Origin of the sequence: Spirosoma pollinicola (genome assembly GCF_002831565.1) — a bacterium.
Taxonomy (GTDB): Bacteria; Bacteroidota; Bacteroidia; order Cytophagales; family Spirosomataceae; genus Spirosoma; species Spirosoma pollinicola.
Map to the genome: position 1 here is coordinate 957,676 of NZ_CP025096.1, position 12,253 is coordinate 969,928.

The 12,253-nt window shown below is 52.3% G+C and carries 14 protein-coding genes; all 14 read left to right on the forward strand.

Going from position 1 to position 12,253, the window contains the following annotated elements; genetic code table 11:
* Positions 1 to 9: 9 nt before the first annotated feature.
* The 14 genes from CWM47_RS04165 (at position 10) to tssD (ending at position 12,215) form a co-directional block, all read left to right on the forward strand.
* Entirely contained in the window at positions 10 to 963 is a 954-nt protein-coding gene (locus CWM47_RS04165) for a hypothetical protein (protein ID WP_100986512.1), read from the forward strand.
* A gap of 17 nt (positions 964 to 980) precedes the next feature.
* Positions 981 to 2,138, forward strand: a complete 1,158-nt coding sequence (locus tag CWM47_RS04170; protein ID WP_100993722.1) for a hypothetical protein — start codon at positions 981 to 983, stop codon at positions 2,136 to 2,138.
* Positions 2,139 to 2,188: 50 nt separating this feature from the next.
* The gene (locus tag CWM47_RS04175) at positions 2,189 to 3,121 is read left to right on the forward strand and encodes a hypothetical protein (RefSeq protein WP_100986513.1); all 933 of its coding nucleotides are present in this window, start codon (positions 2,189 to 2,191) and stop codon (positions 3,119 to 3,121) included.
* A 21-nt stretch (positions 3,122 to 3,142) separates the two neighbouring features.
* Positions 3,143 to 5,662 (forward strand): ATP-dependent Clp protease ATP-binding subunit, encoded by a 2,520-nt coding sequence (locus tag CWM47_RS04180; RefSeq protein ID WP_100986514.1) that lies wholly within the window; start codon positions 3,143 to 3,145, stop codon positions 5,660 to 5,662.
* 5 nt (positions 5,663 to 5,667) lie between these two features.
* Positions 5,668 to 6,192 carry a DUF4347 domain-containing protein gene (locus tag CWM47_RS04185; protein ID WP_100986515.1) on the forward strand — a complete coding sequence of 175 codons (525 nt, stop codon included), beginning with the start codon at positions 5,668 to 5,670 and terminating at the stop codon, positions 6,190 to 6,192.
* Positions 6,193 to 6,298: 106 nt separating this feature from the next.
* Positions 6,299 to 6,847, forward strand: a complete 549-nt coding sequence (locus tag CWM47_RS04190; RefSeq protein WP_100993723.1) for a hypothetical protein — start codon at positions 6,299 to 6,301, stop codon at positions 6,845 to 6,847.
* Between the two features lie 86 nt (positions 6,848 to 6,933).
* Entirely contained in the window at positions 6,934 to 7,887 is a 954-nt protein-coding gene (locus tag CWM47_RS04195; protein WP_100986516.1) for a hypothetical protein, read from the forward strand.
* A gap of 42 nt (positions 7,888 to 7,929) precedes the next feature.
* Positions 7,930 to 8,448, forward strand: coding sequence for a papain-like cysteine protease family protein (locus CWM47_RS04200; RefSeq protein ID WP_100986517.1), 519 nt, complete (start codon positions 7,930 to 7,932; stop codon positions 8,446 to 8,448).
* A 21-nt stretch (positions 8,449 to 8,469) separates the two neighbouring features.
* Positions 8,470 to 8,772, forward strand: a complete 303-nt coding sequence (locus CWM47_RS04205; protein ID WP_100986518.1) for a PAAR domain-containing protein — start codon at positions 8,470 to 8,472, stop codon at positions 8,770 to 8,772.
* A 21-nt stretch (positions 8,773 to 8,793) separates the two neighbouring features.
* On the forward strand, positions 8,794 to 9,336 hold the full coding sequence (locus tag CWM47_RS04210; protein ID WP_100986520.1) for a DUF4347 domain-containing protein: 543 nt from the start codon (positions 8,794 to 8,796) through the stop codon (positions 9,334 to 9,336).
* A 104-nt stretch (positions 9,337 to 9,440) separates the two neighbouring features.
* The gene (locus CWM47_RS04215) at positions 9,441 to 9,890 is read left to right on the forward strand and encodes a hypothetical protein (protein WP_100986522.1); all 450 of its coding nucleotides are present in this window, start codon (positions 9,441 to 9,443) and stop codon (positions 9,888 to 9,890) included.
* 26 nt (positions 9,891 to 9,916) lie between these two features.
* Positions 9,917 to 11,284 carry a DUF5458 family protein gene (locus CWM47_RS04220; RefSeq protein WP_100986524.1) on the forward strand — a complete coding sequence of 456 codons (1,368 nt, stop codon included), beginning with the start codon at positions 9,917 to 9,919 and terminating at the stop codon, positions 11,282 to 11,284.
* A 36-nt stretch (positions 11,285 to 11,320) separates the two neighbouring features.
* Entirely contained in the window at positions 11,321 to 11,821 is a 501-nt protein-coding gene (locus CWM47_RS04225) for a hypothetical protein (protein ID WP_100986526.1), read from the forward strand.
* A 1-nt stretch (position 11,822) separates the two neighbouring features.
* Positions 11,823 to 12,215: a type VI secretion system tube protein TssD gene (gene tssD / locus CWM47_RS04230; protein WP_100986528.1), complete on the forward strand. Its 393-nt coding sequence runs from the start codon at positions 11,823 to 11,825 to the stop codon at positions 12,213 to 12,215.
* Positions 12,216 to 12,253: the final 38 nt, after the last annotated feature.

The following is a 12,253-nucleotide window of genomic DNA, read 5'->3' on the forward strand; positions in this document are numbered from 1 at the left end:
ATCAAACGCATGGAATCGCTGACTGCTTACGCAAATTATCTGAATCACCTACCGTTCGACTTGAGGGCCGAGGTGGTTGTGACCGATATGCTCGAAGATGGCATTTCGCCGGATGACTTAATTATAAACCCGTTAGGGTCTTTCAATCGGGCATTTGGACGGGATATCAGCCGTGTTGCGTGGGTAGATGGGCAAACCAGGTTGCAGCGGTGGCTACAGATCGACCTCAATCGAACTGGCTTGTATGACCTCTTGCCGGAGGGTGTTTTTCATCAGCCAACGTCCAATGACGCGTCGGTTTCGAAAGAATCCATCCTGCACGAAATGGCGATTCAACGCGAGCGGGAGCAGGCAGCACGGCGGTTTTTTCTACCGATCGAACAGGAGTTTTTTCGGCATCGGATTCAAATTGAGCAGACGCAACGTACGTTCCTGTTCGGCAATGATACGCTGCTCCCCGATAACGATCTTCTGGGCTGGTTCTGGAATTTGCCGGATTTTCTGACCCCATTACAGATAAAACGCCTGATGTACCTGTTGCCTGAAATTTACCGGATGACGGGTGACCTGATTATGGCAGAGGCCTGTTTTGGGCAACTGGTTGATGACCGGGTGACCTTAACGGTCGAGTCACCGGAAAGTGAGCTGGTTCATTCCAATAAATCCGGGGCGTATTCGCCTAAACTGGGCCAGTGGCAATTGGGGGCCGATTCGGTGCTCGATGGCTGGGTAAACGATGGCGAACCGGGCAGTAAACTAACGGTACACATCGTTCAGGTGGACCGGCTAACCAATTATCTGCCGGGTGGACATGGGCTTCAGCTCCTTCATTGGCTCGCAGGCTATTTAATTCCGTTGACGACAAGCTTCCGTATAGAACTGGATACGTCGGCACTTGAAGACACATTTTTGCTCACCAGCGATGCCGTGTACGGCCAACTGGATTACACAACATGCATATGACTGACCGCTCAGCAACCATGAATATACCTCAGCTCACCTATCCGCCTGTCAACTGGATTGATGGCATGAAAATCGCCCGGCGGCACTTTACCGAGTGGGAAAACTTTATGCATGACCAACTTCGGGATAGTAATGCACTCGGCCTGTCGCGGTTTCGGTATGGAATCCTCCCCGCTGAAAATGCACTCGACCTGCAAATTCAATGCGACTTTAACCAGCAGATTCGGGTGCAGTTACGGAGTTGCCGGGCCATTAGCCCACATGGAGCCCGTATAGAGGTTAACACCGGCACCGATTCGCTGACCTGTACAACCTCGTTTTCGGCTCTGGCCGAAACGTATGGGCTGCAAACCGGCAAACCGCAAACGTTTGACGTTGTGCTGACGGTCAACCCGTTCACCCGGATACCATCCGGCGAACCCATCCTGACCGAAACGCCCCCACGCCACCCCCACTCCCGCCCCGACTACCGGCTCGATGTGGTACCATCGGTTCAGATACGTCCGGGTGAACTCAGCTACCAGCTGATTGTGGGTCGGGTTCGATACGGCAACGGTGAGGTGCAGACCGATCCTGATTACCTGCCCGCCTGTACATCAATTCATAGCCTGCCCAGGCTTCAGCAATGGCATCAGCAGTTCGGCAAGCACCTGGAATCGCTGGAGACAAACGCCTACAAAATTTTACAGCGAACAAAGGAAAGAGACCTGAAAAATTCGCTCCAGAGCAGTACACTCCTCATGGCCGAACGGATGGCGTTTATCCTGGGCGACATTAGTACGCGCTACAGCTGGATCATTCCCTACGAACCTCCCATACAAATGGCGGAGGCTTTACTAAGACCCATTCAGGCCATTCGGGTAGTGATGACCATGCTTAGCGGTCGCGAACGGGAAGAGTTCATTGGTTACATCAGCGAGTGGGCTGACTTGACACCGGGGGCGCTGGAAGCCCAGCTAAATACGACCCTGCAACTTCCATACGAACACACCGAACTGGCCACCTTACTAGCTGAACTGGACACGTTCTACCGGACGTTGTCGAACGTTTTTTACAAACTGGCCCAGCTCGATTTCATTGGCAAGCGCAAGGGTCAGAACGTATTTATCATTGAACATGAGGTAAAAGAAACGCCCCCCGATAAACCACGTTCGCGCTGGAGTCCATTGGGTTAACAAAATGGCTGAAACCCTGTAATCACCTCTTTAAACCGATCAATTTACGCATGGAACCGCTTAACAAACCCGAACGACAACAGGCCGTGAGCCGATTTCTAGGCGTTTATTGCCTATCGCTCAGTCTGCCCCTACTGGCTGTTTACTTCTTATTCAGTGCGCCCAACTATGTGCTGAAGCAGGAAAATGCCCGGCTCAACGAAACCCTGACCGAGCAAACCCAGAAATTGATGCGGCCTATGACGGGTGTGACGGCGAATCTTAAAACCCTGCAAACCACCGATCAAGCTTATCTAAAAGCAACTGACATTGAAAAAGGAAGCCTGAAAACACAACTCTCCGGTTTGGAAAGTGGACTTCAGCAGCAAGTAAATGGCTTTAAAGCGGACACCAGCCAGTTGCAACCCATCAACAAAAAACTATCGCACGATATTATCGACGCCTACGATGCCGTATTAACCTACCGCAACAGTATAAGCTACCTGCGCGAACTCCTTGAAAAAGAAGGCATTGACGCCAGCCAAGCCGACAAGCTGACGGCGGCACTCACACAGGCCCGCCAGGAAAATGAAATGCTTAAGATACTGGCCGCTAAAACGGCAACAGCACCGGCAGCTGCTCCAGCCCCATCGGGAGGGGGTGGCGGAGGGCCAACCTATTTGCCACAGTATCAGGAGTGCTCAACCAAGTTAACCACTGCTCAGGCACGCATAACCCAGCTTCAGGATCAGCTAAAAGCGGCTGGTAGTGTTCCCGCAGCCCCCGCTACGGCACCCACGGTTTCCGGCGTTTCGCGGGCCGATGTGGAGATGGATATCGTTGAGCGTTGCGAGAAAAAAGCCGATGCCACCAATAAACCGCCCCTCTGGCGACGACCGCTCTACGAATTTGCGGTGGAAACACTCGAAAAAAATTCCCGTCCGGATGCCAAACAACGCATGGCTTCGATCAATGACAAACTGCGCCGTTTAGGCTCTGACTAAATTTTTTAATCCCTGATTCCGATGGCCTACACTGAAGACGTTAAACGGGCAATTCAGATTGCCCAGTCACTCTCCAAAGAATATCAGAATGAACTATTTACCCCGGCGCACCTGCTCATGGGCCTGTTGCACAACGAGGTTGGAATGGCCTCATGGCTGGCAGTGATCGGGCAGGATGTCCCCTATCTGCGCGAGTGGGCCGAGGTGCGGCTGGAAGCCAGCCCGAAATCCAGCCGGTTGTCGCCAAATCCACCGGGCAACGAGCAGGTAAAAAAGGCAATGGAACTTGCCGACCTGGTAGCCATGCAACTGGGCAAGTCCCAAACTGACCTCGTTTGTGTGCTGATTGGTCTGCTCAAACCCGACGTCGCGTTCAGTGCCGAGCAACTGCGGAGTTTACCCCTCACCCAAACCGAACTGATGCAGGCAGCGCTGGCGGATACCGATCTGGAAACAGCCGTTGCGCCCGACTTTAAAGAGAACGGCCAGCGAACGACCAGCCCGACAGCCGCACAGGGACAGGCGTTGCTGCGCTATTGCGTTGACAAAACGTCGATGGCTGCCGAAGGACGACTGGACCCCATTCTGGGCCGCGACCGGGAGGTGCGGATGATGACCGAAACGCTGGGGCGCCGAACAAAGCCGAACGTCATTCTTGTGGGTGAACCGGGCGTTGGCAAAACAGCCTTGGCCGATGGCTTTGCGCTCAATATTGTGGCCGGACAAGTGCCTGACCACCTGAAAAACGCTCGTCTGCTGGAGCTGGATTTGGGAGCGCTGGTTGCCGGGGCATCCTACAAAGGTGAGGTCGAAGATCGGCTGAAAAGCATTTTAAAAGAGCTAAAACAGGATGCTAAAATCATTCTGTTCATTGACGAAATTCACCAGCTTTTAGATAGCCGGGGTCCACTCGGTACCGGCGTTGCCAACCTCCTAAAGCCCGAACTGGCAAAGGGGAATCTGACCGTTATTGGCGCAACGACGCTGGATGAATACCGTAAATACGTTGAAACAGACGAAGCCTTCAGCCGTCGGTTCGATGTATTACGCGTAGAGGAGCCGGACGTAGAGACCGCCATTCGGATGATTCAGCGGCTGGTGCCTTTTTACGAGAAACACCACCAGCTTAGTGTTGGCCCCGATGCCGTTTCCGAAGCCGTTATACTGGCCAAACGATATAGCCGCAACCGCCGGTTACCCGATGCCGCTATCGACCTGCTCGACCGTACATTATCGGCGGTGCGGATGATCAGCGAACGAACGCCCGCCGAGGTCGCTCAATTGACGCTACAGCTTGACCAGTTAACCGCCAATGCAAACGGTGTGGATAGCCTGCGCGACCTGCGCTATCTGCATCAGGAACTGGAAAATAAAATCAGCCCGATTCTACTGGCCAATCTGGCCGCAGATACAGCGACAGAAGACGAACCCATAACCGATCCGTTCGTTTCGACACTGGCCCTGACCGACCATATTGGGCAAACGCTGACTCGTCTGACAGCCCTGAACGCAACGGCCAAAACCAGCGTAGATCGACACGATGTAGCCGCCGTCATCTCACACAAAACGGGGATTCCGCTGGGAAAAATCCAGAGCCAGGAGCGTGATAAACTACTGGCAATGAATGAAATTCTGAAGCACCGTGTCATTGGCCAGGATCATGCCGTGAAGGCCGTTGCCGACGCCATCCTGGAAGCCCGCTCCGGGCTGACAAAGGCGGGACAGCCAATTGGATCGTTCTTCCTGCTCGGCCCAACCGGAACCGGAAAAACGGAACTGGCCAAATCTCTAGCCGATTTTCTGTTCAACGATGAGTCGTTTCTGATTCGGTTCGACATGTCGGAGTTTAAAGAAGAGCACTCGGCGGCTTTGCTCTATGGTGCCCCTCCGGGCTACATAGGCTACGAAGAAGGGGGTCTGCTGGTTAATAAAATCCGCGAAAAACCGTACTCGGTCGTGCTCTTTGATGAGATCGAAAAAGCCCATCCGTCGGTATTCGACATCTTCCTGCAAATTCTCGATGAAGGTCGTCTGCACGACCGTCTGGGCAAAGAAGGCGACTTTTCGGATGCCGTGGTGCTATTCACCTCTAACATTGGCAGTCAGTTGGTTATCGAGCGATTTGGCGAGGGGCAGGTTCCAACCACAGCCGAATTGATGGAGTCGATGAGTCGCCACTTCCGGCCCGAATTCTTGGCCCGACTGACGGAGATTGTGCCGTTTGCGCCCATTTCGGAGGAGAATGCCGTGCGCATTTTTGAGCTGCATCTGCGCGGCCTCACCGATCAGCTACACAAACAGGGAATTACCCTCGACCTCACTCCCGAAGCTCGTCGGCATTTGGCCCTCTCAGGATTCACACCCCAGTATGGTGCCAGACAACTGAAAGGTGTGATTCGAAACCAGCTCCGGCGGCCAATTTCCCGGATGATCGTGGCGGGCGACGTGGGCAAGGGGTCTGTGGTAACGGTAGACCTGACCGACGAACAGACCTTGACGTGGACGTGTCAGAATCAGGAGGTACAACTACAACCAGCCTGACAGTCATGGCAATGGTACACCTATATGACAATACACCCTCCACGCGGTTCGGTATCGACAATTCGGTTGCCAGCGGTGCCAATGCCCGCAGCGAAGACCGGATCAAGAAACCGGTAATCAATGTCAACGAGATGCGGCAGGCGCTCGACGACCTGTTAAGAACAAATACCAGTGTCGAGCAGCTACTGATAGAAACGCACGGGGGACCGGGGAAAATTGGGATTGGCGTCGATGTAATTGACCACACCTTCGTGAATTCATGGTTCGGTGATCGGGGTTACGAGCGACTGTTTGCCAGCAGTGCCCGCATTCTCTTCAACGGCTGCAACGTGGCCGAAGGCGCGAACGGCTGGCGGTTTCTGGAAGCGTTTGGCACCGTCTTTCTGAAGCTAAACGGCGGACAGGTAACGGGTTGGACCTCAGGTGGGTCATCTAACCCGTTCAATGGGCATGTTGTCCATTTATGGGGTGACGTTCGCAGCGTGTTTTTCGCACCCGGCGGCACAATTCTCGAACGATTTGAACAATAACCAATCAACGAAATGGAAGCCTGCACAGCGTGTACAACTAGGCTGACCCCACAACTTGAATGCGCGATTAGTCAGCCAACTGATTAGTCAAAAAAAAAACAAAACCATGGCAAAGCAAACAAAACCATCGTCTAACTGGGCGATTTCACCAAGTGCCTCATTAGGAAAAGGTAAAGGAAGTGTCGGTGCCGGTTATATCGCTTTAACACTATTTGATGTTGATTCCCAACTGTATTTTTCGCTTGGCTTATTAGGCGCAAGTTTAGGAGGAGGAATACCTGCCGGTGCTACTGTATCAACATTTTCCCCCTCCTTTTTCACAACTCCAACCCCGATGTGGGCTCAGGACTTCGGAGGAAGACTTGTTAACATCTCCGGAGCCGAATTGTCGATCGGAGTGGGCGGTGGAATTACTTATCTGACGTTTCACAACATAAACCATGAGCCTTACTGGCTGGATATTGGTGGCGTTGAGGCAGGAATTGCTGGTGGGATTGCTACTGGTTTTTATGGAAGCATGGTCTATGAAAATGATGGCTGGGAAAATAATGGCTGCCGTATCCAGCCCGACGGCGACCCTATGTGCGGGGGCAAATCACCATCCCCGCAGTACAGTACGCAAGATCAGAACATGTCGACAATGTCCAGTCAATAAAGGTGTGAATGTGAAGTACCGACCGTCCCGGTTGGTACTTCACATTCGAGACCAGTAGGTAGCTGTATTCTAAATCAGAAAAATCAATGAATATTCTTTTTTCGCAACGCAGTAGCCGGTGGGATTCACTGCTGTTCCCGATAGAGGACAATCGGTTTGAGCTGACCCTTCAGTTTAGGGTACGCCTGATCCGGATTGAGCCAACCAGCCATTTTATGGACCCCGGTACCTATATGAATGGCGATGGTTTTTTGCGATATCTGGATGGTCATCGAACGATTAAGCTGGAATCGTGGGCCGATCTGGAATGGGAAACCTACAAGCGGGACTTCAAGAGCGTTATCGAGCGCAATTGGGGCGACCGGTTTGTGCTCATACCTAATAAACCCTGGTACACGCCCCGCGCGGGCAGTGCACCAATACCTGCGCCGATAAAGTGCAGCATAGCTATTCAGGTCGTGGATTTCGCGGATCAGAACCCTCATTTTAAGTTTCGCTGTATCCACTTTCATCCCGATATCCAGCAGAGCAACTTCCAGTCATACGCCAGCTGGTATTATGGTTTAGGCATCATTACGCACGAAGACCTCCAGTTTTACTGGAGGTTAAAAGCCACAAAAGTGGGGAAGCAGCAACACCAGGTCGAATTTGGGCAAATCCTTGTCCTTCATGAGTTTGGACATATTCTTGGGTTCGATCATGTTAATGGAGAGTCGAATGAGGATTGGGCCTATGGAGTAACGGTTGACCAGAAGGCAGATACGATGGGTATAGGCTATCACTTTGCCAACCGACATGCCGAGCCTTGGGAGAGGACGCTTAAACGACATCTGGTTCGTGAAAATCGGTATGACAACACCGTAAAGTTTATCGGCCAGACAAACGGCCCGCAGATTATTCCCTATTGGGACAACAACTGGGAGTTCACCCCTACCCCATCGGCTTCGGGAAGCAACCAACCTGTACCTATAGATGATGCTGTTCGCGGACCAGCAGGTGTGATTTGGGGGCATATGGCCAACAGGCCCATAACTGAGTAGCCTGAAAACAGTTAAAAAACTCACTTACAAACACTTACAATTATGGGTCGTGTTGTTTATGATGTTCCCCTGGTTACGCAGATGCAAAATCCGATTTGCTGGATAACCTGCATGGCTATGGTGTCCAGCGAACGGTTGGGCTACTCCCTCGGAGTGGGTCATTTTGCTCAGGGTTATGACCCCAGCAATTCGTCGATCAGCAATCCAACGAACGGTTGGGATGATTTCTATGCTCGGCTTGATCGGTGCAATTTCAATTCCGTAGGTATCAATTCAACGGCCTCCGAAATAGAAAGCAGCCTGAAAACCTGCGGTCCGTTTATTCTTACCCACTACTGCACAGGCTTTCCGTATGGTCCCGGATGGGCACCCATCACGAATCCGTCGGCTACTCATGCCGTCGTTATTACGGGTATCGACTCAAGCATCAACGGCGGCATGTGCTGGATGAACAACCCCTGGGGAAACAAAGATCGCGCCATTGCCACAACGGATGTGATTACCGCTATTTCCAAAATGCTGGCGGCCAACGTACGGATGATCGCCTATTACAAACAATAACCCTTAAACCCCTGCAAGACCATGCCACAACCCGCAGCCCGCTTACTGGATATGCACGTTTGCCCCATGCAAACCCCGGCCGTCGTTCCTATTCCGCACGTGGGCGGGCCTATTGTCGGGCCGGGTATGCCCACCGTGCTCATTGGCGGACAACCAGCCGCTACCGTCGGGGATATGTGCGTCTGCGTTGGCCCGCCCGACGTAATCGTGCAGGGTTCGGCAACGGTACTAATTGGCGGTAAACCGGCCGCCCGCATGGGCGACATGACGGTTCACGGAGGCAGTATCGTTGCCGGATGCCCTACTGTTTTGGTGGGGGGCTAATAAACTAAATTACTAGAACGCATGGCCGTAAAATTATATCTATACGATTGGCAGGATAACATGGAACGGCAAGCTGGATATGCCGCTGAATACTGCGCTGATTACAGTTTCTGGGCCAAGCATTGCGCCCGGACGAATCCCGATACCCGAGCGGAGGCCATTGCCAATGCCAATCAGGTGGGACCCGCTATTGATAAAATCGGACGACAGGATATGTCCATCAGCCATTTGATTTTTCTCACGCACGGAGCACCTGGCTATGTTCATTTTCCTGGCGGAGGGTTTAATCATAAGAATATTGGCATGCTCCATACGGTCTGTGAAGAATACCTCATCTACGGAGCACAAGTCGAATTTTGGGGCTGCAATGTAGGAGAAGGAACAGCGGGAGCAACGTTTCTTCAAGCCGTAGGCGCATCTGTACTCAAACACGGGGGAGGCACTATTTTTTGTAGCGACAGCGTAACGTTTTCCTTCCCGTACGCGGGTCAGCGTTTTCCAGTATGGACCAACATTGTCCGGGCTAATGTACTGCCCGGCGGAGCAACGACCGTTCAGCAATAGGTAGCCAGAACGTACACAGGGCTGTTGGCAGTCCTGAGCGGAAATCCCATTTCCCACCCCGCAACACGAATTTACCTGTATTAATTTTAAACGTTTAATGAATCATGTTTGACTACGGAATCGGCGGACAGGAGCGTAAGCTCGACGTGAACGAAAGTATCGTTGACATCCCCCAGAACAGAACCCTGCTTATCGAAAAACTGACCGCTGACCCAGCCCTGCGCCCGGAAATTGTGGAAGGGCTGAAAACAGTCAGTGATGTGTTTCAGCACTTTCAGCCGCAGCAGGAAGTGGAATTTGATACCGAAGATGGCTCTTCGATAAGCGAAACCCTTCGCTTTCAGGCATTGAGCGATTTCGGGCGGAAAGGCGTCATTGCCCAGAGCGCGTACCTACAGGAACTGAACATGACATTCGAAGACCTTCAGCGATATGTGAAGCAGTTGAAGTCAAATAAAATCCTGAAAACGGTACTCGAAAATCCGGAAGCCAAGGTTGCGTACATGTCGTCGATTGAGGCCATGATTCGGGAGTTGGAAGAAGCAAAAAGTTAGGTTAACCCTCTTTAACAGACACATTCATGGAAGCTCAGGAAAAACCCGCAGTCAATGCCGAAAAAACGGCCGAAACTACCCAGCCGATTTCGCTCGAAACCAGCAGCGCCAAACTAACCCGCTACGGCGGCTTTGGAATCGTTGAAACAACGCTGGAAGGTGCGCAGAACCTTAACCCAGAAAAGAAAGCCCGCAAAAAGATCTTTCTGACCGAAACTGCCCGTCAGGCAGAACGCGATCAGCTACAGCAGCGCCTGCAACTCATTCTCGACCTGCTCAAGAGTACCGATTCGGTGGCCGATCTGGCAGAACAGGCCCAGTCGAAAGCCGAAACTGCACAGACGCTGCTCAATGAAAATCTACGGCGCACCTTCGAAGCCACCCGCGACCTCGAACGCTCGTACCGCTCGGTCGCCAACTTTTTTGCCAATACCGAACAGGACAAAGTTCGTAACGTCAGTATTATGAATGCCGAAGCCGACCAGTTGACCGACCTCGACAATACGTTGTTTCTGGATGCCGTCACCGAAGAGTTTGCCCGCACTTTCGACCGGCTCGACTTGCGGGAAAACTACTCGATTCTGGTACTGCCCGGCTATTTAGGTTCGCGAAAAGTGGTTGACAAATGGGCAAGAGTCGCCCATAAACACAAGGTGATGATGCTAACCGATTTTCAGCACCTGGATGCTCCCGACGACGTTCTCGACCTGTTTGAAGCCGCCAACATGACCGGCAGCGACCCCTATCTGTCCAACGTAATGATGGCTTGTAACTGGCTCGTTGGGCGGGGGAAATACCAGGAGGTCGGCGAAGAAGAAGACCTGCACGTACCGGCGTCAAGTGCTCTGGCAGGCAAGGTGTATAACACCCTCATGTCGCAGGTGACAGCGGGCCGTAAATACGGTGCCCTCAATGACGTCGATGGTGTTACGTTTCCGCTGAAAAAGAGCGAAATCGCCAGTCTGGAGAAGCTGGGCCTGATTCCGATGGTGGCGGAATATGGAAAAGTAATGCCATTTTCGGCCAAGACCCTGTTTAACGGCGATAACATTGGCCTGCAAACCTACTCAGTTGTTCGGGTGTTCGACTACATCACCAAAGTGCTGATCGACTTTTTGAATCGCCGGGCGTTTGAAAACTTCAATGTCAATACGCGGATGGATATTCAGAAGCAGATCGTGCGCTTCCTCGATAACATTACGGGGCCGGGCAAACTCATCGAAAAGTTCAAGATCATGCGATTCGAGCAGGACCCGAAGCAGAAAGACCGCATTTTTCTGGACATCCACATGGTGCCCTATTTTCCGGCCAAATCGTTTCTGATCAAACTCGACGGACAAAAAGGCGATGATCCGGACTCGGCAGAGTGGAAATCGGATTACGCCCAGCAGTAAGCAGTGCTTTGACCTTATTTTAACTTTCTAATCCAAATGGGCTGGAACACTAAAACAACCGACTGGCAGGTGTGCGGACTGGGGCAGGTTGGGTATGGCGCAGGTTATGCTGCCGGTACTTATTTGTGCTGCTTTTACAGCGCAACGGCCAGTGTGTCAGGGCTATATCTATTTAGCGGTATTGGTGCAGGAATTGGTGGCAACGCTTCAGGTGTTATAAATCCTGCCGATTACGGGGATGTCTCTTCACCCTGGACCAGCTTGACAAACACGTTTCTGGTTTGTGGTGTGCGGGAGTTCAGTGGTAACGATCTGAATGGCGCAATGGGCCGGATAACCTCACTAGGCGTTGGCGGCTTTGGCGTAAATTATGGGGTCACCTGTATCACGGCTATACCGCTCCAGGGGTCCTCTGATGCGTATTTCTACTCCCAAAATATTGGTGGACTTGGTTTTGGACCGGGCGGGGGTGTTGGTGGGCAGACAATTTCCGGTACTTGGGGGTTTGCTGCAACAACTAACTTACGCCCCTGGTAAAATGACCTCTTTTCGTTCTGAACTAACAGTCGATGGAAACACCTACCCTGTGCGGCAACTATGGCTGGACATTTCCCAGACCATAGATGCCGTCGGGCGGCCTTCCTCTGCCACACGGGGTGGAAAGATCAAGCTGGAACTGGATGTTCCTGAAGACGACACGCTCAGTGAATGGATGGCCGATCCACACAAAACCCTCGGAGGAAGCATTCGGTATTTCCGTATCGACGAAGACGCGACACTGAAAGAACTGAAGTTTGAGGATGCGTTCTGCGTCGACTACGTTGAGCGGTTCGACGGCACCCAATCCGGGCAGCCCATGACCACCACTCTGACGATTTCGGCCCAGAAGCTGAAGATCGGGCAAGTGAATGTTGAAAATAACTGGCCCTGATTAAGCCTCTGTTCACCAAAATCGAACCCGGTTAGCAA